Below are 23610 nucleotides of genomic sequence, written 5' to 3'. Positions count from 1 at the left end.
TCTGTTTTTAATATTCATTTTTACTAAAATTTTTATCATTATGGAAGTTGCTGGTATTGCTTTACTAATCGTTATTTTAATTGTTTTGATGCTTTTGTTTTTAAAGAAACCACAGGCAGCTATTTCTTTAATTTCTATTGAGGATTTTGAAAAATTAAAGGGCGAAAATGAAATGCTAAAAATTAATTTAGCTAAGGCAGATGAACGTGTTTCTAATTTATTGGCTGAAAAAGAAAATATAACTCTTTTACTTAAACAGGAACAAAAACGCTTAATTGACGAATTACAAGCAGAACGAGATCGGCTTGCAGATGCTAACCGTGAACTGGAAAGTACACGTTCTTTTTACATAGCAGAAAAAGAAAAACTGATTGAGCAAAAAGCCAGTTTAGAGCAGAACCAGGTGAAGTTTAATAAAGATTTTGAACTAATTGCTAATAAAATTTTAGAAGAGAAATCGACTAAATTTATTGAACAGAATAGAACAAATCTGGATATTATTTTAAATCCACTAAAAGAAAATATTAAAGCTTTTGAAGATAAGGTAGAAAAAGTTTACAAAGCGGAATCGGATGAAAGAAATACCTTAAAAGGTGTAATTTCTTTGCTTATGGATCAAAGTAAACAAATTCAAGAAGATGCAAATAACTTAACTAAAGCATTAAAGGGCGATACTAAGAAGCAGGGAAATTGGGGTGAAGTTATATTGGAAAAGGTTCTAGAACGCTCGGGGTTAGTTCGCGATCAGGAATATCGCATTCAGGCTTCGCATACCTCCGCCGAAGGCGGGCGATACCAGCCAGATGTAGTAATAGATTTACCTGATGATAAACATCTCGTGGTTGATGCTAAGGTGAGTTTAGTTGCTTATGAACGTTCTGTATCTGCAGAGACGGAAGAAGAGCGTGAAGGCCATGTAAAAGCGCATCTAGCTTCCATAAAAAATCATATTCAGGAATTATCTGCAAAGAACTACCAGGATCTATACAAAATCAATTCTCCAGACTTTGTTCTACTCTTTGTTCCGATTGAATCTTCTTTTAGTATCGCTGTACAAAAAGATGCCGAGTTATTTAATTTTGCCTGGGATAGAAAAGTAGTAATTGTAAGTCCTTCAACTTTGCTGGCTACATTGCGCACCATTGCCAGTATTTGGAAACAGGAAAGGCAAAATAGAAATGTATTTGAAATTGCAGAGCAAGCAGGATTTCTCTATGAAAAATTCGTCGGCTTTTTAAAAGACATGGAAGATATCGGGAGACATATCGGCTCAACACAAAAAGCTTATGATGGAGCATTCAATAAACTAAAAGAAGGCTCTGGTAATATGATTAATAAAATTGAAAATCTTAAAAAGCTAGGGGCTAAAGTGAAAAATAATAAACAAATTGATATTAAATATTTGGAGGAATAGGACAGTTTCGGCGGATGAGGACACCCACCGAGTGTGGAATATTAAGCTGACTCTTAATATTTTTTTTGATGCAAATTTTCTAAAAATACCTTTAATCCAATGATAGCGCAAGGAGCAAAATATGATTTTCCAGAATCTGGATCAGTTGTTTTACCTGATACAATACCAACAACTTTACCATCTTCGTCTAAAACTGGTGCTCCGCTTAGTCCTCCGAACTGTTCAGGAACAACAATATCTTTTAATAAAATGCGCTTACCAATCGTTTTATAATATTCAAATTCATAAATTCTCTGTTCACCATTTTCCATTTTTCTTGTCCACCCAACAACATAAACTTTCTCACCAGAAATTAAAGGTTTTTCTCTTATTTCAAGTGCTTTTGCTTTCGAAAAGTTGTTTTTTAATGAGAAAACCAACCAATCATCATCATAAGTCGATTTTTCTAGGATTGGCTCTTCCTTGTTTTCATTCAATAATTTATCAATTATAACATTTTCTGATGGTTTGGTTAAACCGTACAAACTCCATCTTTTTATTCCATTCTCAAATGAAACTCCTTCCATTTGCGGGGATTTAATAAATTTTAATAGATGCTTAGCTGTAATTCCAAAAGTATCCTTATCGAATTTCAGCAAAAAGGCACAACCGAACTTTTGTTGGTCATATTTGGAATTAACAAAATCAATTTTATTTAAAAAAGTGATGTCATCAAATTTTTTAGACGAACTTTTTTCCTGACTAAAGCAGTTTGCGATGTAAATAAACATCAAAGCAATCAGACAGATTGATCTCATTTTATTCTAATTTACTTATTAAATGCGTTCCAACCTTGTGCCTTTAATTCGTGAACATTATTAGATTTAGAAACCATTTTACAGCCAGAGTTTTTATCAGTTACATGGCCAATTACAGTAATGTCTACGTCGTGCTTTAATTTTTTATAGTCTTCCTGAGAGATGGTAAACAATAATTCATAATCTTCACCACCGCTTAAAGCACAAACTGTTGGGTCAATCCCCAACTCGCGAGCAGTTTCATAAGTCATTGGATCTAAAGGAATCTTCTCTTCGTATATGGTAATTCCTTTATCACTTTCAGTTGCTAGGTGCAAAATTTCAGAAGCTAAACCATCTGAAATATCGATCATAGAAGTTGGTTTAATATTCATTTCTTCCAAAAGCGCAACAATATCCATACGTGCTTCTGGCTTTAATTGTCTTTCTATTATATAATCTTTCCCTTCTAAATCTGGCTGAATTTGTGGGTTTTCTAAATAGATTAATTTCTCTCTTTCTAAGATTTGAAGACCAACGTAAGCACCACCTAAATCGCCAGAAACACAAAGCAAATCATTTTCCTGGGCACCATTTCTATAAGTTACTTTATCTGCATCGGCGTAACCAATGCTGGTAATGCTAATTACCAAACCTTGTTTGCTTGATGAAGTATCGCCTCCAATTAAATCGATGTTGAATTTATTACAAGCTAATTCAATGCCTTTATAAATTTCTTCGACAGCTTCTAGTGGAAATTTACTCGACAAACCAAGTGAAACCGTAATTTGACTTGCTTTTCCGTTCATTGCATAAATATCACTAAGATTAACCTGAACTGCTTTGTAACCCAAATGCATTAACGGCACATAAGCTAAATCGAAATGGATACCCTCAAGTAATAAATCAGTCGAAACTAAAATTTGTTTCCCTTTAGCGTCTAAAACAGCCGCATCATCGCCAACACCTTTTACTGAATAATCATTTCTTATTTTAAAATTAGTGGTTAGGTGTTTTATTAAACCAAACTCGCCTAACTCATTTATATCTGTACGCTCCTTATTTTCAAACATATTCTTATTTTTTGCAGTAAAAGGGCAAAGCCCCAATTTCTTTAAATGTCATTTAAGTAAAATATACGCTGAATTTAACAGCTTAACGATTTCTCGCTTATAGCTTACTTTCCATCCAGTTTTTTCCTTCAGTAAATCTGGCAATTAACATGGCAGCAACATTATCTCCAGTTGCATTTAATAAAGTAGCCATCGGATCTACCAAAGTTCCAATAATCATAGCTGGTGGCAAAGCTTCGGGCGGCAATTGATAGGCAGAAATCATCAATAATTCGCCAATGTAACCTCCGTTAGGTATTCCACCTTCTACAATGCTTACTAAAACCGTAATTCCCAATGCTAAAATTATGGTGTCTACCTGTACTAAATCTTTTCCAAAAATGGCAAAAACTACAGCAATTTTTATAATTGAACTAATACTCGAACCATCTTTATGTAAAGTTGATCCTAATGGAATGGTAACATTTGTTATGTAAGCAGGAACGCCCATTTTTGTAGTTCCTTCTAAATTTGCCGGTATTGTTGCAATACTGCTGCAGGTTCCTACGGAGGTCAATGAAGGTACAATATTATTTTTCCAGAAAACTTTTATCGCTTTAAAACCGCCTGCAATAAATGCATATAAAGTAAAAAAAACTATAAAATAAAATGCACCCACTCCGTAGTATAAGCCTAAAGCTTTTGCATATGTGCCGAAAAGTTGGGGACCGAAAACGCCAACCTGGTAAGCAAAATAAGCACCTAAACCTATTGGTCCTAATTTCATAATTAGGATAATAAGTTTTTTCATTACTTCATTTCCAGATACTAGAAATTTCTTAAAACCATCACCAGCTTCTTCCGCATATAAGGTAGAAAAACCAACTAAAACTGAAAAAATTATGAGCGCCAGCATATTTTTTCGGCTCCCAATTTCATAAAATTCTCCAACAGTTAAAAGTTGCGTCATTTGTTCGCCAACTGACTGAATTTTTTCTGTTTCAGTAGGTAAAACGCTAGTTCCTAATTGCTGATGGATAGGAAAAACCCAAGTGGCAACCAGGGTTAACATAGCAGATATTAAAACTGTTGATAGGAAAACCAAAACCATAACAGTTAATAATTTTCCTAGTTTTTTAGATCTATCTATATTCGCAATTGCTGATGAAACCGCAAAAAATACTAAGGGAATAACGGCAGTGAACAACAGATTTAAAAATATATCACCTAATGGTTTTATACTTTCAACACTTTTCCCGAAAATTAAACCAACTATACTTCCAACAGTTATACCTGCCAAAAGCCACAATAAGCCTGCGTAATTTTTAAGAATGTTGTTTTTCATTTTTTATTTTCTTTTCTCCATTGCGAGGCAATGAAGGCTTTTTTTAGAGTCCTAATTCTGCAGAAATATCAAGCATTCTCTGAATTGGTTTACGAGCTTGTTCTATAATATGTTCAGGAACAGTTACTTCTGGCGAACCATTTTTAAGACATAAATATAGTTTTTCTAAAGTATTTCGTTTCATATACGGACAATCATTACAAGCACAGCTGTTATTCGGCGGTGCTGGAATAAATGTTTTATCTGGACAAGCTTTTTCCATTTGGTGGATAATTCCACTTTCTGTAGCAACAATAAATTCAGTTGCTGGATTAGAAATTGCATATTTCAAAAGGCCTGTTGTTGAACCAATGTAATCGGCCATTTGTAAAACAGCATCTTCACACTCTGGGTGCGCAATAAATTTAGCATTCGGATGGCGTTCTTTCAGCTTCGTAATTTTCTCTTTCGAAAAAATCTCGTGAACCATACAAGCCCCGTTCCACAACACTAAATCTCTACCTGTTTTTTTTGCAACCCAGGCACCTAAATTTCTATCTGGACCGAAAATTATTTTCTGGTCTTTAGGTAAACTTTCTACAATTTGAACAGCATTTGTCGAGGTACAAACAATATCACTCAAAGCTTTTAGCTCAGCGGTACAATTTACGTAAGTGATAACCAAATGATCTGGATATTTCTCTTTAAATATTTTAAAAAGATGAGGTGGACAGCTGTCAGCCAAAGAACAACCTGCTTTCACATCTGGCAATAAAACCTTTTTTGAAGGCGATAATATCTTTGCTGTTTCGGCCATAAAATGCACACCAGCGAATACAATTACCTCAGCATCAGTTTTCGCAGCTTCTTGAGATAAACCTAAACTATCACCAATATAATCAGCAATATCCTGAATATCAGGTTCTTGATAATAATGCGCTAAAATAATCGCATTCTTTTCCTTCTTTAATTTTTCAATCTCAACAAATAAGTCAAGCGTAGGATCAATTTCTTCTTCTACAAAACCTTTTTTGTTAATTTCTTCTAAGACATCTATGTTCATTTGTAAATTTTCCTTTTTTGAATTTTGACGTTGGTCAAAGATAAAGCTTTCCACGTCTCAATAATTAATAAGTTATTTTAAATAAATAAATCTTGTTTGTTTATTAGTGTGTTAGTATTGTTGGCAAGTTTAGAAAATTTATTCTTTTATATAAGTTGTTAATCGTTTACTAACATTTAGATTACATTTTTATAATATGATAAGATTGATTTTCAGCACTATCGAAAAATGACTTAAATTTTATCAATATTGGAATGTTAATTGTTTATAAGTGTGTGAAAAGTTAATTACTTGTAGAAAGGTGCTTAAAAATTGAGTAAAAGATTGTGGCAAATTGTCTTTTTACAGTAGCTTTAAACATTCAAATTTATTTGTTAGCATTATTTCTACATAAAGCTAACAGTTGTTCTATAGTTATCAACATCGTTGATAAAGTAAATGTTTTTTAAATGAGAAAAGTAGATTTTCTGGTAATTGGTTCAGGTATAGCGGGTTTAAGTTTTGCACTTAAGGCTGCCAAGTTTGGGAAGGTTTTAATCGTCACCAAATCAAATGAAGATGAATCTAATACAAAATATGCTCAAGGCGGTGTAGCAGTTGTTGTAGATAAGGATGATTCTTTTGAAAAACATATAACAGATACACTAATTGCTGGCGATGGTTTGTGTGATGAAAAAATAGTGGAAATCGTTGTAAAAGAGGGGCCTCAACGAATTCAGGAGATCATTGACTATGGTATAAATTTCGATAAAGACAACTCTGGTTTTTATGATTTAGCAAAGGAAGGCGGTCACTCGGAGCATCGTGTTTTACACTATAAAGACATCACTGGATATGAAATTGAACGGGTTCTTTTAAATGAAATTCATGAGAATCCGAACATAGAGATATTAACACACTACTTCGCACTGGAGTTAATTACCCAGCATCACCTTGGTGAGTTTGTTGATAAGCGTAGTGAAGTTATTAACTGTTACGGTATATATGCCTTTAACACAGAGCTTAACGATGTGGAAAAGATTGTGGCAAACGTTACGGTTATGGCTTCTGGTGGTGCGGGACACGTGTATTCTGCTACCACAAATCCTGTTATTGCAACTGGCGATGGTATGGCAATGGTTTACCGCGCAAAAGGAAAAGTGAGAAATATGGAGTTTATTCAGTTCCATCCAACAGCTTTATACCATCCTGGAGAGTATCCATCTTTCTTAATTTCCGAGGCAGTCAGAGGTTTTGGTGGGGTTCTTCGTCGTAAGAACGGTGAAGAGTTTATGCAAGAGTATGATGAGCGTAAATCGTTAGCACCTCGTGATATTGTAGCCAGAGCGGTGGATAATGAAATGAAAAAATCGGGCGATGATTTTGTTTATCTGGATATCACTATGCGTAAGAAAGCTGATATTTTAAAGCACTTTCCTAATATATATGCTAAATGCTTATCTATTGGTATAGATATGACAAAGGATTTTATACCAGTTACACCAGCATCTCATTATATGTGTGGAGGAATATTGGTAGATGAATATGGTCGTTCATCCATAAAAAATCTTTATGCATGCGGAGAATGTTCTTCAACGGGTTTACATGGTGCCAATCGTTTGGCTTCAAATTCTTTACTCGAGGCTACCGTTTTCGCTCACCGTATTTATCAAGATGCGATCGAAAATTTTGAAAAGAATATAATTCCTGAAAATATTCCAGAATGGGATTCTAAAGGTGTAACACAAACTGATGAAGACATTTTGGTAACGCATAACCTTCGAGAACTGCAAAAAATTATGGGTGATTATGTGGGAATTGTTCGCTCAGATTTTCGTTTAGAAAGAGCACATCGCCGATTGTTTTTAATCTACCAGGAAACAGAGGAATTTTATAAAAAGAATAAGGTTTCTGTTAAACTTTGTGAATTGAGAAATGTAATTCAAACCGCTTATTTGGTGATTAAATCTGCCATGCAACGTAAAGAGAGTCGTGGTTTACACTATACTACAGATTATCCAAATCATGCAGAAGAATTAATTGACACAGTATTTTAGTTTTTTTGTTTCTGGTTTGTTAGTTTTTTAGACTTGCAAATCAACTATTCAAACAAAATAATTAAAAACAAAAAACTATAATATGCCCTTAATACTACCCGTTAAAAATAAATATCCTGAAATAGGAAAAGATAATTTTATTGCAGAAAACGCTACAATCGTTGGCGATGTTATACTTGGCGATAACTGTTCGGTTTGGTTTAATGCCGTTATTAGAGGCGATGTAAACAAGATTACCATTGGAAATGAGTCAAACATTCAAGATGGTGCTGTAATTCATGCAACATACTTAAAAGCTTCTACACACATCGGCAATCGTGTATCCGTTGGACATAATGCAATTGTACATGGTTGTAAGGTACAAGACAATGTTTTAATTGGAATGGGAGCAATTGTAATGGATCATGCTGTTATAGAAGAATATTGCATTATAGCTGCTGGTTCTGTAGTTTTAGAAAATACAATTTGCGAAACAGGTTATCTGTATGCTGGAACTCCTGCTAAAAAAATAAAGCCCATCACTGAAGAGCAAAGGGCTTTATTAAATAAGTTACCAGATAATTATATTATGTATTCAGGCTGGTTTACCAATCCTTAATTTATTTAGGTTCTGGAATTGTTAAGGTGTTTTCTACTTCCCAGTTCGGTCTAATTGATTGTTCTTCTAGTGAATACCAAATCGTTTCTGGCTGAGTACCTAATTTTACATTTCCTGTATCCCAGACACCATTTTTATTTTCATCATAAATAACTCTTACAAAATATTTACCTGAGGCAAAATTGGCTAATAGAATCCTTGTCTTTTTATTGATAACATAAGATTTTATAGGTACTTTTTTTTCGTTAATAAACTCTACAATATAATTCTTGGTTGTATCAGGGACTTGAACGGTTAAAGCTCGTGTTCCATAATTTTCTGTTGGTTCTAAAGTAAATTTCTTAGTAAATTCTTTATTCTTTGCGTTAAATATTCCAGTAAATGCACCAGCTGTAAACTTCAGATCATACGTTCTTTTTACTTTCCAAGGGAAGTTAATTTTGTATTTTAAAACGTTTGTGCTATCCTTTATCAGTACGAAGTTTGTTCTTTTAATAGAATCATCAAGCAAAGTTATTTTAGAAGCATCTGCAGCAGTAATAGGCAGTGGAAATGTTAATGTATAACTTTGATAAGGATTCAGTTTGCCATTATTTGTATTGTCGATAGGGGTAAGGTCTCTTACATAAGTATCCTTTTTACCACGATTTATGTTTATGGTTTGCAGTAGTTTTCCCTCATCTTTTATGGCAACCTTAATTGAATCAAAACTTAAATTGTTAAGCCAAACTTTAGCAGTATCGTTAGATAAATTAAACATTACTCTTTTTCCTTCATCAACAGATGCAGGTTCTGTAATCGTTAAAGTGGGCTTTTTTAACTGTTGCGTGAAGGTTAAAGATAAACTACCATCCGTATTTATTTTTCTTTCCAGAACCCTAAATTCTGGAGCAGTTTCTTTAAAAACCTTTAAGTTAATGTTCTCATTATTCTTCCCGATTACGATAGGATCTTTCACAAAACCAACTTCGTCTGATGTTTGCTGATAAATTTTGTCGCCACCACCAGTTGCTTCTTTTAGTGCATATATTTTATAAGTTCCTGCTCTTAAATTATTTAATTTAAAATTACCCGAGCTATCTGTTAAGGTATAAATTGAAGGTCTTTTTTTTCCAAACAAAGAATCTCTTTCTGCTGGAAGTATAAATACAGTGGCTTCTAGCTCAGCTTCACCTGTTAATGCACTAGTTACCTTACCAGCTAAGCTTAATGAATCTATTTCGTTGCCTGTAGAAAAAACATAACTTAAATTTTTGATAACATTACTTTCATTAATATCGGCAATAGCTTTACCAAAATTTAATGTGTAGGTCGTATTTTTCTCCAATGTATCTGGTAAGGTAATTTCTAAAGCTTTCTTTTTAATTTTTAATATTGGCGCTTTTTCTAATTCTGGCGAGATAGAAAATTCTTTTGTTTCATTCTGAATCTTAAAATATTCATCAAATTCTATAACTATTTTTTTAGCACTAAAATTCTTTGTCAAATTTTTTGGTGTCATATTTAAAACTTTTGGTGGAGTACGATCCTGTGGTCCGCCAGTTACTGGTTGGGGAGAGGCACAACCAAAAAGTTGTAGAATAATTGCCAGGGCAATAAAACTTATAAGGTTAAAATATTGAGATTTTAAATTTGGCATATTTTAAGCGTTTTAACGCATTTTTATTGTTTTTGGAATCTTAATATTAAAAAATGTTTTTTTTAGATTATATAGCTTTAATTAAAGTCTATTTATTTTTAGTTAAATAATTGATTATCAGCTACTTATTTATGTATACCATTAAAACTGATATATCTGAAGGTGAAACTCCAGAAATTCTTGATGCTTGACCTAAAGTACGTGGTTTTATCTTAAATAATTTTTCCCGAGCTTCTTTTGATATGGAAACTATTTTATTATAGTCGAAATCGGGCTTAATTTCTTTGTCTTCCATCTTAAGCATTTTCGCTACAATTTCATTTTCTTTTTCAAAATAGCTTTCATACTTAATCTTAATTTCAGCTTGTTCAATCGTTTCGTTATCTAAATCCTTTGTTGCTTCTGCTAAAGGTTTGCTTACTTTAATTATGTCTTGCAAGCCAACGTGTGGTCTGGCTATTAAACTATTTATTTTTACATTTTGATTTAAAGGACTTGAACCTAAACTCTCAAGCGTTGCATTTACATCACCCATTTCAATGCCCTGTGTTTTAGTAAATTTAACCAAGGCATCAGCTTTAGCAATTTTTTGGTTTACTTTTTCTAAACGTTCGTCAGAGATTAAACCCAATTCATGACCAATAGGAGATAGGCGAATATCTGCATTATCTTGTCTTAACAACAAGCGATGCTCAGCTCTTGAAGTAAACATGCGATATGGTTCTTCGGTTCCTTTAGTTACCAAATCATCAATTAAAACGCCGATATAACTATCTGATCTTTTCATGATCAGTTCGTGTTTATCAGTAATTTTTTGATGTGCATTTATGCCTGCCATGAAACCTTGGCAAGCTGCTTCCTCATAACCTGTAGTGCCATTAATCTGACCAGCTAAAAATAAATTACTGATTAACTTAGTTTCTAATGTTAATGATAATTGAGTAGGTGGGAAGAAATCATATTCAATAGCATAACCTGGTCTAAACATTTTTGCTTGTTCGAAACCTGGTATTAATCTTAATGCTTTAAACTGTACATCTTCTGGAAGAGAGGTCGAAAATCCATTTACATAAATTTCGCAAGTATTCCATCCCTCTGGCTCGACAAAAATTTGATGTCGATCTCGTTCAGCGAAACGGTTAATTTTATCTTCGATAGACGGACAATATCTCGGGCCTAAGCCTTTAATTCTCCCAGTAAACATCGGCGATTTTTCGAAGCCTTCTTTTAAAGTTTCGTGTACATCACTATTAGTATAAGTAATCCAACAACACCTTTGATCAGTCGAAACTTCAGTATCAGAGTAAGAGAATTTACCAGGATTTTCATCTCCCCACTGCTCTTCCATTTTGGTGTAATCTAAGCTTCTTCCATCTACTCGGGGTGGGGTACCAGTTTTCATTCTACCAGCTTCCATGCCCAGTTCTACCAATTGTTCAGTAATACCAGTTGATGCTCTTTCAGCCGTTCTACCACCACCAAATTTCTTTTCGCCAATATGCATTACGCCGTTAAGGAAGGTACCATTTGTTAGCACAACAGCTTTACTTTCTATCTCTATACCTAGTGAAGTTTTTACGCCATATACTGTATTATCTTTAACCAACAAGCCAACAACGCTATCTTGCCACATATCTACATTGGGTGTCTTCTCAAGAGCTAAACGCCATTCTTCCGCAAACCGCATTCTATCTATCTGCGCTCTTGGACTCCACATTGCTGGGCCTTTAGATTTGTTGAGCATTCTAAATTGTATCGTCGATTTATCAGATATAATACCTGAATAACCGCCCATAGCATCAACCTCACGAACGATCTGCCCCTTTGCTACTCCACCCATTGCTGGGTTACAACTCATCTGGGCGATGGTGCCCATATTCATTGTTATTAATAAAACAGATGATCCTAAATTGGCAGCAGCAGCGGCAGCTTCACAGCCAGCGTGGCCTGCACCAACAACAATCAAATCGTATTTTGAAAACATTTTATCTTTTATTTATTCAATTGTTCCACGTGAAACACTTTTATTTTTTAATCTTTTACTCAGAAAACTTGCTCGTTAAATTCATTTTAATTTAATGTTCCACGTGAAACATAACGTAGAAAACCAATTAGAATTGTTTTAAAATTTTACTCCGAAAGCTCCAGCCATCGCATGGTAAATTCGTCAAGTTTAAGTTTTAACTTTTCAATTTCATCAGAAACTTCTTGAATTTTTACATAGTCTGAAGCGTCAATTTTAAGTAAGCTTTCAGTTAATTCAGCTATTTTATTTTCAGTTTCATTCATTCCTTTTTCGCTGTCATCAAGTTCTTTTTGTTCTTTAAAACTTAACTTTTTTGCAGCTTTAAAAGGAGTTTGTTCAATGTCTGTTGTGACAGGTTTTTTAACTTCAGTCTTAATTTTTGGTTGGTCTAAACTTAAACGATATTCTGAATAGTTACCATTGTAAATCTTCACAATACCTTCGCCTTCCATAATGAAAAGCTGATCACTCATCTTGTCAAGTAAGTACCGATCGTGAGAAACCAACATCAAAATTCCAGGGAAGTTTTCTAAAAATTCTTCCAATACATTTAAAGTGTCAATGTCTAAATCATTAGTCGGCTCATCCAAAATCAGGAAGTTTGGATTCTGCATTAAAACCTTCATTAGGTTCAAACGCTTCTTCTCACCACCACTTAACTTCTCAACCATGCCATGTTGTTTCTTAGGCGGGAAGAGAAAAAGCGTTAATAGGGCAGAAGCTGTAATCACAGAACCATCGGCCATTTTAATATATTCAGCATCTGATTTTACAATGTCGATCACTCTTTCTTTTGGATCGAATGTTAAACCGCCTTGTTTGTAGTAACCAAAAACTGTGGTTTCTCCAGTATCAACCGTGCCTGCATCAGGACTTAATTGACTGGTAATAATATTTAGAAGCGTAGATTTACCCGTACCGTTTTTACCAGCTAAACCAATTCGATCTCCTTTTTTGAAAGTATAACTAAAATCATTGATAATCGGACGCCCATCAAAGGCTTTTGCAATATGATCGATCTCAATAATCTTCCCGCCTTGGCGAGACATCTTCATTTGGAGGTTAATAGTCTGATTATCAGACTTTTTCTTTGTTTTTTCCTCTAAATCGTAAAATGCATTGATTCTGGCGTTAGATTTTGTTCCACGTGCCTGCGGCATGCGTCTCATCCATTCTAATTCTTTCTTTAATAACTGTTGGTTCTTATGTTGAACCGTAGCGTCTAACGCTTCCCTTTCTGATTTCTTTTCTAAATAGTAAGCGTAATTTCCATTGTAATTGAAAATCTTTCCTCTATCCAATTCTACAATGGTATTACACACATTGTCTAAGAAGTACCGATCATGGGTTACTAATAGAATTGTTTTTTGTCCTGTGGTTAACAATTTCTCCAGCCACTCAATAGTATCAATATCCAAATGGTTGGTAGGCTCGTCTAAAACTAAAATCTCAGGGTCTTCAATTAAAAGCTTAGCAAGCGCCAAACGTTTCTTTTGTCCACCAGAAAGGGTAGATATTTTTTGTTGCAAGTGAGTAATGCCCATTCTATTCAAAATGGTTTTAATCTCATGCTCATATTCCCAAGCATTGTGCTCACTCAATTCTTCGTATAATCGATTAAGTGTTTTCTCGTCAGGATTAGGATTCTCAATTAATTCCTCATACTCCTTAATCAGCTGCTGCTGCTTATTTTCTAAAGAAAATATATGATCGCTGATGGAGAAACCTTCTGTAAATTGAGGTTCCTGATCTAAAAAACCGATCTTAACAGCTTTATTTTTTACAATCTTACCTTCGAGCGGAGGGAACCTTTCTGCCAATAATTTCAAAAGTGTACTCTTACCAGCCCCATTAATTCCTACCAACGCAACACGCTGACCAGAGTTAATGCCTAAGGTTAAATTTTTAAATAGCCATTCATCATGATAACCATGACCTAAGCCTTCTGCCGCAATTAGTGTGCTCAATTTTTGTGTATTTCGGATTTATAAAGGAAAATTAGTGCAAAAGTACGGATAAAATTTTTGGAACAACGTAAGCATATTTTAAAGAGCTTCTGTATCTACTAAAAATGGCAAAATATTGATTGTTTCCCATGAATACTTAACCACAAATGAAAAGGATCTGCATGGATAATTTATTTATTTAGCATATTAAACACTTGTTTTATAAACGAAAACAGCGGCTGGAATCGCTCCGCCGCTGCTTCAATCATTAACTAAAACTAAACTTTATCTTTATTTTGTTGCCTAGAAAAGAGTTTCTAAGAAATCAACTTTAATACCTTCATATCTGTTTGCACTATAAGTTGCAATAACTGGCGCAGTGCTAACATTGCTATTACTAGCGGTAAAATCATTCATGCCCACCTTAGCAAATGTGCCCAAAACAGCACTATAACTTTCGGTAGAACCACTTAACACTAGGTTAGAAGTGCCATTAATACATGTGCTTAAGTTTACCGTATTCGCTTTAATATCTGCAGTTGCCGCATCATTTAAAACCACATTTAAGTCTAATAAATTAAAGTTTCCTGCAGTTTGAATAGTAGAAGTGTTAGAGGCTTCAATAGATGAAACATTGTTCACATGTGCAATAACCGTAAGTGCTTCTTTAGTAAATGAGCTTATTCTTAACTCACCATTTTGCTGCTGCACTAAAGCGTTTTTAGCAAAGTAGTTATCGTAAACTTCAACACTTTCCTTAGCGTCCTGAATCAAAATCAATTTAACATTACCGCTGATTTTAATTTTGCTGATATTTTTAACCGAAGTTAAATTGGTGTAATTAGTATTGTTTTCTGTAGCGTTTGCGGCTACACTTGCAGTACCTAAAATAATTGTTGTTAAAGCTGCTGCGAATAATGTTTTAATAGAAGTTTTCATAACCGTATATTTTTAATTTTTTAAATCTTTTTGTTGTTGTTTTGAATATAAGACTGCAACAAGAAGAAAAGGTTGCACGCAGATTTGCGGTAATATACCAGCGTAGACTAATTATCGACGAACGCCTGTAACTATTAGACGAACAGGAAGAAAAATTTTTATTTGAAAAGCAATTTTCGGAGATAATAGGGAAGAGCAGCCCCGCTTTTTACTTCAACAAAAGCAGAAAAAGCTTTTGGTTTTCGTTACAATCGGGTTTATATCGTTGTGGTATAGTAACTTATATGAACAGTTTCCACTCAAACGAAAAATAACATCGTTTTTTTGGATGTATAATTCATTATAAAATCAATGGGAATGGGAGGAGGTTCTATTGCGAGAAAAGAAGCAATCCACTTCAATATCGACGAGAACGGAGGAGAAATTTAAACTAAGCCAACAACACTTCTATAACCTAAATATTCATCTTCTTTCTGAGTCATTAAGGCTTTGGCTGTTTTACCTTTATCCTTATAGCCAAGTAAATGTAGGGTTCCATGAATCATTATGCGGCAAACCTCATCAAAATCGTTTGTTTTAAAAATTTTTGCATTCTCTTTAACACGTTCAATACTGATGAAAATATCGCTCACAATTTGTTTTTCCACTTCAGAATTATCAAAAGTGATAATATCTGTGTAGGTATCATGGTTTAAGTACTGTTGATTAATACCCAAAAGGTATTCATCGCTGCAAAAAATGAAATTAAGCTCCTTTAATTTGAATCCTTCTTTTTCAATAGTAGCTTTAATCCACTTTTTAACCTTTAATTTCTGAGGAAGATTGTAATTAATGGATTCTGTAAAAAAGGAAATTGCAGGCATAATAGAAAAGTTTAAGGCGGCAAATTTAAGAAAATATTAGTCGTCTTTGTCAATCTGAACGCAGAGAAGAATCTCCCAGCAATGGAAATTAATTTCGAACAACTCAAAAATAGAACTAGTCGATGAATTTGAAGTGCTAATGTGTTTAGGATTCTTCGTACTTCAGAAGGACATTCAGTAAAACAAATCTCTGGCCAACCTACCTTACCATATTTAACGATTTCAAATATTCGGCAATCTTATTTTTGTAATAATAGTTTAACGATGGTGGTAATTTTTGCAACATATCACTTCCGTTTTTCTGCTGCTGATTATACTGTTGCAACATTTTTTGGTATGATGGCGGAAACTCCTTTGCTGCTTTACTTTCGCGTTTAGAATCCTCTTCCTGGTCGCGTTCTGCTTTTTCGGCATCTAACAGTTTGGTTAACAGTTCTTTCTGTCTGTTTAAAGTTTCTTGCTGTAAACGTTTATTAACCAAATCGCTTTCCGTCTCTTTCATTTCCTTAATGGCCTCGTTAAGATTGCCCATTTTGCCAGATCCATCTTTATTTTCTTCACGATTAATTTTTTCCAGCGCCTGTCGAATCATTTGCTGTTGTTGCGCCATTTTACCAAATTCCTGGCTCATTTGGCCTTTACCTACAGTACCTTGATTACCGCCCGACTTCTGCATCTGCTCGCGGGCTTTCTGCATACTCTTATTCAGTTGTTCCTGCATTTGCGAAAGCTGTTTCATACCCTGTTTTTGCTTTTTACCGCTGCCAGATTTAGAATTCTTTTGCATATTCTGTAATTGGTTTAAAGCTTCACTCAACATCAAATTTAAATTGTTAATCGAGGTCATGGTAAATTGCTGGTAACGATTTGCTTCAGGCGTTCTTCTTTCGCCTAAACTTTCTAAACTCTTATTAAGATTAAAATTAATTTTATTCATCTCCTCATTCACTGTCGATTCGATTTGAGGAACACGTTTGCTTAAGCTATACAAACTATCGGCAATAGTTTTAAGGTTATCTTTAATGCCTCGTTGCTTTTGCACATTTGTCGTATAAGAAGGATCAGCCTGATTCATTCTTTTTAAGGCTAACATTACTTTTTCCTGCTCAAAAGAGGTATTCAAAAGGTTTTCCAGTAAACGCCGTAACTCTTTAGCATTTAGGTTATTCTCCATTTCCTCTCCTTCTTGCTGCATTTCACTCATCTTTTTAGATAACTTTTCCATTTGTTCGCCAGCTTTTTGCTGTTTCTGACTAGCACCTTTCGAGTCTTTTTTATCTAACGCCTCTTTACTTTCTTGTTGTTCTTTTTCTATATCCTGAATATCTTTTTCTGGGCTTTCGAATGGATTAGGTCTTTCCAGAGATTGATTTTTTTCTTCCAGCTTCTTTAAATCCTCTTTCAAATCTTTCATCTCTTTGTTTAGCGCATCCTGCTTTTGCTTTAGTGCCTCGTTATCCTGCTTTTTACCAGCGGTTTGTGCTGAAAGTTCTTTTTGGTCTTTAGCCAGTTCATTTAAACGGTCTATATCGTTTTGAAGATTTTGCTCAAATTCTAATTGCTTGTAAAGCTCTAAAATCCTATCAAGCTCGTTTTTTAGCGTTTTATTATCCAATTGCATTTTCGAAAGCTCGTTTTGCGTTTGGTCTTTATTCTTCTCATTCATCAAATTTTGAAGTTTTTGCAAAAGCTCTTTCGTTTTTTCATCCAGCACATTATCAAATAAATCTTTAATCTGCTTTTGTTTTTCTAATAACGCTTCATTTTGCTTCTGGTCTTCATTTTGCTGAATGTTTTTATCATTCTGAGCCTTAATTTCTTTCACAGCATCGTCCAGCTGCTTTTGTTTATCAAGTAAGGCTTCTATTTGTTTTTTATCTTCAAACGAAATCTGTTTCTTGTCAATTAAACTTTCAGCAACCTTTTTACTTTCCTTTTCAATGGTATTTGCTAATCGAATGGCCGATTGCATTTTCTGTTTAAGCGCCTGATTATTAGCACTCACTTGCTCTGCCGATTCCTTTTTGGTGGGTTGCTTAAATGTTTTAATTTCCGAACGAGCGATTTTAGAGCCATTAACGCCGTCATTATCAGCTATTTCGAAATAATACTCAATTTCTTGTCCTGGTTTCGCAGTAACGGCTTTCAAGTCCCAGAAATAGAAAAAAATACTTTCCGTAACCTTTTCCTTAATGGCTATGTTTTTAGTAAACGAGTTAATAATTTTGTTATTCTCTTTAATATTATACTTAAAGCTTAATCTACTAAAACCATAATCATCCGTTACCTGACCATTAAAATACAACGCTTTATTACTTATCGAATCAGTTTTTTCTTCAACAGAAATACCAGGCGATTGATCTTTAATTACGGTAATTTGGTGAGATAAGGAATCTCTCAGCATTACAAAATCATTTTTTGGAGTAATACTATATTTAGAATTATTTTTAATTGTCGCCTTAAAGGCCGAAAGGTTGTTTTCGATTTTCAAAACATGCTCCGAACTATTTAACACAAATAAAAGCGCATTGCTTTTACCTGTTTTAAAGCTCCATGTTACCTGCGTTCCTTCGGGTAAAAGCAAATCGCCTACATTGGCAATTACTTCAGCTTTCTTACCCAGGTAAGGTGGATAACTTAAAGTTGCTGTTGCATTTAGCAATTCAGGCCTAGGTTTAACGCTTACCGTAAAAACGGAAGAGCTAAAACCGCCACCTTTGAAAATCAGTTTTTTATCACTTTGTATATTTTTAACATTGTAATTAAACTTGCTTATATTCTCTTTATCAAGCTTATACGTGTTTTTTGCGTCTTCCACGTACACTTCGGCAGGTAATTCATTGCCAACCAATTTCAAGTTTAAAGTAAAATCATCACCCTGTGTAACCGTTAAGTTTTTATTCAAAACAGAAAAACTAAAAGGCGCTTTGGGTGCAATATATTCATCATATTTAAGAAAGCTATTCGTGCCTTCGCGTAAAATTGCGGGCGCTATAATGGCAATCAGTAAAATAACCGAGAGCGGGATGAAAAGATATTTCAGGTATTTTTTATTGTCATTTATCCGAACAGCACTATAAAATGGAACAGGCTTTAATTCCAGAATTTTTTGGTCGATACTGGCTAAAATCAGCTGATTATTTTCTGGTCGATTTTCAGATAACTGGTGCAACTGCAAGGTATTTAAAAGCTTATCCTTAATATCAGAAAAATGATTTCCAATAATTACCGATGCCTCATCGAAAGATAAGTGTTTACCCAATTTGAGCATCGCAAGCAATGGTTTTATAATTAAAAAACCAACTAAAAAAATACCGAGCAATAAATATGTAAAAAAAATAAAGGTTTTAAAACCAGTAGAAGGATTAAGGTAATATAGGCTTAAAAAAACCAGCAGATACAACGCAAGCAGAATTGCGGCGGCATAAATGCTACCCCGCAAAATCTTATTCAAATAAAATTTTCGGATAAATTCATCTATTTTTTTAAGTAAATCGCTGTAGTTACTACTCACCATATCACCGTAAATGTAAAAATTGTTCCAATCAATTGAAAGAATCCTGCATTAAGGTAACGCGTTTATTTCAAATAGTTTATTTCTTGGTGGTTAAATATAATTTAGAAAAACAATGTACCGTGTTTCATAGCAATTTCAGTCCCGCTTTTTGTTCCAATCTTTTTTCAACTTCTGTCGTTCGGTCCATAATCGTTATTTCGAAGATCAAAGACATCGCAATTTTTTTCGTCCGTATAGAAAAAAGTATTTTCACTTCAATCGGGTTTATAAATAACGCTTTTCGGTTAAAACCCAAAATGCTCTAAGAAAACGCAGTCGAGTAAAGCCACAGTTGGTTTCAATCAAAGGAAAAATAATTTAAAATATATATCTTGGTTTATAGTTAATACAAAGGTTACATAGATTTTAAATTAGTCAGTTTATAAAAATCTACTTTTGACTTTTCGTAAAAAACCCCAATATGAAACGAGTACTTATATCAACCTTTATGGTTTTCATTTTCACAGCTTCTTTTGCTCAAAAATTTAACTGGAACAAAAACCAGGTAATTGCACATCGTGGTGCATGGAAGAAGCAAAATTTCCCCCAAAACTCGATTGCTTCGTTAAACGAAGCCGTAAAATTGGGTTGTTATGGCTCCGAATTCGATGTTTGGATGACCGCCGATAATGTTTTGGTTGTAAATCATGATCCAGAATTTCAAGGCTTAACCATCGAAAAAGTAAAATATGAAGAGCTTTTAACCAAAACAATGAGCAATGGAGAAAAAATCCCTACGCTTGAGGCTTATTTAAAAGAAGGAAAAAAACAAAAAACAACCAAGCTAATTTTAGAGATCAAACCATCATTAATTAGCAAAGAACGAGGAATCCTTGTTACCAACGCTTGCATCGATATGGTTAAAAAGCTTAAAGTTTTAGATTGGACAGAGTACATTAGTTTTGATTATGATTACTGCAAACGCATTTTAGAAGTACTACCAAAAGCTAAAGTTGCTTACTTACGCGGCGAGATTAGCGCTGAACAATTAAAAGCCGATAAATTAACAGGCGTAGATTATCACTACAGCGTTTATCAAAAAGATGGATGGATAGAAAATGCACATAAATTAGGTTTATCAGTTAACGCATGGACTGTAAATACAGTTCCAGAAATTCAATGGTTATTGGCACATAAAGTAGACTATATAACCACCAACGAACCAGAATTAACTTTTGAAGAGCTAAAGAAAACTCCAGCTGCTTTAGGTTGGAATTTAAAATGGAGTGATGAATTTGACGATAATGGATTGCCTTTAACGAAAAACTGGAGCTACGATGTTGGTGGCAAAGGCTGGGGAAATAACGAATTACAATATTATACTGATGCAGATTCTACAAATGCACTTGTAAAAAAGGGGAATTTAAATATTACAGCTGTAAAAGCGGATAAAGAAAACAACCATTACACTTCGGCAAGGTTGGTTAGTAAAAACAAATTCGATTTTAAATATGGCAGGGTTGAAGTAAGAGCAATGTTGCCTAAAGGACGAGGTTTATGGCCAGCAATTTGGGCATTGCCAACCGATTGGAAATATGGCGGCTGGCCAAAAAGTGGCGAAATAGATATTATGGAGCATGTAGGTTACGAGCCCGATAGCGTTTACGGAACCGTTCATACCGAAAAATTTAATCATGTTATTCATACACAAGTTGGTAAGGGCGTTAAAATAAATCCATACAATGCATATCACGTTTACGCAATAGAATGGTTTGAAGATAGAATTGAATTCTTTGTTGATGAACAGAAATACTTAAGTTTTAAGAATACAGGAAAAGGTGCTGGAGATTGGCCATTCGATCAAAATTTCCATATAATTTTAAACATTGCCGTTGGTGGTGGTTGGGGTGGTAAAAAAGGTGTTGATGATACCATTTTCCCTGCAATAATGAAAGTAGATTATGTTAGAGTTTACCAGAAGGGAAAGTAAAAGAGATCATTACTCAACCTTTTCGAGTATATAAAATTGTAAACTACTTATTGAAATAACCAAATATTATCTATGGATTCGCGTAGAGAATTTTTAAAAAAAGCAGCTTTATTTGCTGGAGCAACTGGCATGGCTAATACCTTGCCTAGCTCAGTACTTAGGGCTATGTCTATAAATCCCGAATTAGGGAGCACTTTTAATGATGCGGAACACATCGTATTTTTAATGCAGGAAAACCGTTCTTTCGACCACATGTTTGGTAAAATGAAAGGTGTTCGTGGTTTTAACGATCCGCATCCACACATTCAGCCAGATGGAAATAAGGTTTGGTTGCAAAAAGATGGTCAGGGTTATACTTATGCGCCATTTCATGTAGACATAAATAAAACCAAAATTACCTGGCAAGGCGGTTTGCCCCATTCCTGGAATGATCAGGTTGCAGCCAGAAACGGGGGGAAGTATGATAAATGGATTCCTGTTAAAACACCAATGACAATGGCTTATTATGATAGAAATGATATTCCTTTCTATTATGCTATGGCTGATGCTTTTACGATTTGTGATCAACATTTTTGTTCATCATTAACTGGAACTACACCAAACAGGCTATTCTTTTTTACTGGAACAGTTCGTGGAAAGAAAAGCGAGAATAAAGTTGCCGTTGTAAATAATGATCAGGCCGAATCGCAGAACAATGTATTTGTAGATTGGCCAACTTTTCAAGAAACTTTAGAAGATAATGGAATAGACTGGAGAATTTATCAAAACGAACTTTGGACCTCAAAACTACCCGAAGGAGAGGTGGACGATTGGCTGGGCAATTATGGTGATAATCCTGTAGAGTATGTTAGCAGGCACAACGTTAAGCTTTCGGCCTACTTTAGGAAAAATGGCGATAATACCGTTAAACCAGCGCTAAGTGCTGCTGAGGTTCAAGCCAAATACAATAAGTTATCTCAAAGAGAAAAAAATCTAATTGATAAAGCTTTTCAAACTAACATCAGCGAAAAAGATTACCTGGATTTGACACCATTTACTTTTACTAATGATCAAGGCAAATCAGAAACGATAAATGTTCCAAAAGGAGATATTTTTCATCAATTTAGAAAAGATGTAGACAGCGGAAAATTACCAACGGTTTCCTGGTTGGTTGCACCACAAAGATTCTCAGACCATACCAGCTCGCCACTTTATGGAACCTGGTATGTAAGCGAAGCCCTGGATATTTTAACTAAAAACCCTGAAGTTTGGAAAAAGACCATATTCATTTTAACTTATGATGAAAATGATGGTTATTTCGACCATCAACCACCTTTTGTTGTTCCAAACCCCGACGATGCTTCTAGTGGAAAAGTTTCAGAAGGCATAAATTATGCTACCGATTTCGAAAATAGAAAAGGTAGTCCCATTGGTCTGGGTTATCGTGTTCCTTTTATTGTTGCATCTCCTTGGAGTAAAGGCGGTTTTGTAAACTCTCAGATTTGCGACCATACTTCATCATTAATGTTTATGGAGAAATGGTTAAGTAAAAAAACTGGCAAAAATATTAAAAGCAATAATATAAGCGATTGGAGAAGAAATATTTGTGGAGATTTAACATCAGTATTTCGACCTTATCATGGCGATGAAATACAATCGCCCGAGGCTTTGAAAAGGGATGTTGTTGTTACAAATATTGGCAATGCAAAAAATAAACCAGCACAGGTTGGTCCAACGGCCTTGAATAAAACTGAAGTGGCAAAAATTAATAAATATGAGGCCTTTTCTGCTCAAACTTCTATTCATGCCCCAAAACAAGAAAACGGAACAAAATCTGCGTGCGCACTCCCATATCATCTAATGGTTGATGCAAATTTGATTAACAGCGAAATAGAGTTAACTTTTCAATCGGCAAAAACCCTTTTTGGAAACGAAACAGAAACCGTTGGCGCACCTTTCAATATGAGTAGCAATGCTAAATTTAAAGGTGTATCAGGTAAAATTTGGGCTTATGCCGTTAAAGCTGGCGATAAGGTAAAAGACAAAATAAATATTGAAGACTTTGATAATGAGGTTTATGATTTAGCTGTTACAGGCCCAAATGGTTTTTACAGACATTTTGTAGGAAATAAGAAGAACCCTCAAATTCTTATTAAAGCATTTCCCGAACAAGGTGGTTTAATTAGTAAAAAACTAACTGGAAACCTTCTTTTTGCAATAGAAAATAAAGCGAATGGTGCCATTAACATTCAGGTAATTGATAATAAGTATAAAGCTGCAACACAAATCATTACTTTGAAGGCAAAATCATCAACAAATGTGCTTTTAAACTTATCTAAAAACTCAAATTGGTACGATTTTACAATCAAGCAAACGGGAAATATAATATTCAATCATCGTTATGCGGGTAAAATAGAAACAGGAGAAATTACCAAAACAGACCCGTTTATGGGAAATGAATAGATTATC

General features: G+C 34.4%; 15 protein-coding genes. 5 read left to right on the top strand and 10 right to left on the bottom strand.

The features are described 5' to 3' along the window. Positions 1–40: 40 nt before the first annotated feature. The gene (locus ABD692_RS15340; protein ID WP_344768348.1) at positions 41–1414 is read left to right on the top strand and encodes a DNA recombination protein RmuC; all 1374 of its coding nucleotides are present in this window, start codon (positions 41–43) and stop codon (positions 1412–1414) included. A 53-nt stretch (positions 1415–1467) separates the two neighbouring features. On the opposite strand, the gene ABD692_RS15335 is transcribed toward ABD692_RS15340, so the two are convergent. From ABD692_RS15335 to nadA, 4 genes are all read right to left on the bottom strand, one after another. Further along, on the bottom strand, positions 1468–1980 hold the full coding sequence (locus ABD692_RS15335; RefSeq protein ID WP_344768346.1) for a trypsin-like serine protease: 513 nt from the start codon (positions 1978–1980) through the stop codon (positions 1468–1470). A 242-nt stretch (positions 1981–2222) separates the two neighbouring features. Continuing rightward, positions 2223–3263 carry a thiamine-phosphate kinase gene (gene thiL / locus ABD692_RS15330; protein ID WP_344768344.1) on the bottom strand — a complete coding sequence of 347 codons (1041 nt, stop codon included), beginning with the start codon at positions 3261–3263 and terminating at the stop codon, positions 2223–2225. Positions 3264–3360: 97 nt separating this feature from the next. Next, complete coding sequence (locus ABD692_RS15325; RefSeq protein WP_316754804.1) at positions 3361–4587, bottom strand: dicarboxylate/amino acid:cation symporter; 1227 nt, start codon at positions 4585–4587, stop codon at positions 3361–3363. Between the two features lie 43 nt (positions 4588–4630). Continuing rightward, entirely contained in the window at positions 4631–5629 is a 999-nt protein-coding gene (gene nadA, locus ABD692_RS15320) for a quinolinate synthase NadA (protein WP_486352094.1), read from the bottom strand. Between the two features lie 449 nt (positions 5630–6078). On the opposite strand from nadA, the gene nadB reads away from it, so the two are divergent. Together nadB and ABD692_RS15310 are read left to right on the top strand one after the other, a co-directional pair. Next, complete coding sequence (nadB, locus tag ABD692_RS15315) at positions 6079–7665, top strand: L-aspartate oxidase (RefSeq protein WP_316754808.1); 1587 nt, start codon at positions 6079–6081, stop codon at positions 7663–7665. A gap of 82 nt (positions 7666–7747) precedes the next feature. After that, a complete protein-coding gene (locus tag ABD692_RS15310) occupies positions 7748–8263 on the top strand; it encodes a gamma carbonic anhydrase family protein (protein WP_316754810.1) in 516 nt (171 codons plus the stop codon). Between the two features lies 1 nt (position 8264). Here the strand turns inward: ABD692_RS15310 and ABD692_RS15305 are convergent, their stop codons facing one another. The 6 genes from ABD692_RS15305 to ABD692_RS15280 all read right to left on the bottom strand — a co-directional run bounded on the left by ABD692_RS15305 (position 8265) and on the right by ABD692_RS15280 (position 19193). Further along, the gene (locus ABD692_RS15305) at positions 8265–9902 is read right to left on the bottom strand and encodes an Ig-like domain-containing protein (protein ID WP_344768340.1); all 1638 of its coding nucleotides are present in this window, start codon (positions 9900–9902) and stop codon (positions 8265–8267) included. A 121-nt stretch (positions 9903–10023) separates the two neighbouring features. Continuing rightward, positions 10024–11886 carry a tRNA uridine-5-carboxymethylaminomethyl(34) synthesis enzyme MnmG gene (gene mnmG, locus ABD692_RS15300; RefSeq protein WP_344768338.1) on the bottom strand — a complete coding sequence of 621 codons (1863 nt, stop codon included), beginning with the start codon at positions 11884–11886 and terminating at the stop codon, positions 10024–10026. A 146-nt stretch (positions 11887–12032) separates the two neighbouring features. Beyond that, the gene (locus tag ABD692_RS15295) at positions 12033–13895 is read right to left on the bottom strand and encodes an ABC-F family ATP-binding cassette domain-containing protein (protein WP_344768336.1); all 1863 of its coding nucleotides are present in this window, start codon (positions 13893–13895) and stop codon (positions 12033–12035) included. Positions 13896–14177: 282 nt separating this feature from the next. Further along, entirely contained in the window at positions 14178–14813 is a 636-nt protein-coding gene (locus tag ABD692_RS15290; protein ID WP_344768334.1) for a GIN domain-containing protein, read from the bottom strand. A 425-nt stretch (positions 14814–15238) separates the two neighbouring features. Then, positions 15239–15676, bottom strand: coding sequence for an rRNA maturation RNase YbeY (gene ybeY / locus ABD692_RS15285; protein ID WP_344768332.1), 438 nt, complete (start codon positions 15674–15676; stop codon positions 15239–15241). A 199-nt stretch (positions 15677–15875) separates the two neighbouring features. Further along, the gene (locus tag ABD692_RS15280; protein WP_344768330.1) at positions 15876–19193 is read right to left on the bottom strand and encodes a DUF4175 family protein; all 3318 of its coding nucleotides are present in this window, start codon (positions 19191–19193) and stop codon (positions 15876–15878) included. Between the two features lie 460 nt (positions 19194–19653). On the opposite strand from ABD692_RS15280, the gene ABD692_RS15275 reads away from it, so the two are divergent. Beyond that, entirely contained in the window at positions 19654–21162 is a 1509-nt protein-coding gene (locus tag ABD692_RS15275) for a glycerophosphodiester phosphodiesterase family protein (RefSeq protein WP_344768328.1), read from the top strand. Between the two features lie 72 nt (positions 21163–21234). Then, on the top strand, positions 21235–23604 hold the full coding sequence (locus ABD692_RS15270; protein ID WP_344768326.1) for a phosphocholine-specific phospholipase C: 2370 nt from the start codon (positions 21235–21237) through the stop codon (positions 23602–23604). The last annotated feature ends 6 nt before the right edge of the window (positions 23605–23610 follow it).

This window comes from Pedobacter ginsengiterrae (assembly GCF_039537385.1).
Taxonomy (GTDB): Bacteria; Bacteroidota; Bacteroidia; order Sphingobacteriales; family Sphingobacteriaceae; genus Pedobacter; species Pedobacter ginsengiterrae.
This window is presented reverse-complemented; position numbering and strand designations above follow the sequence as displayed.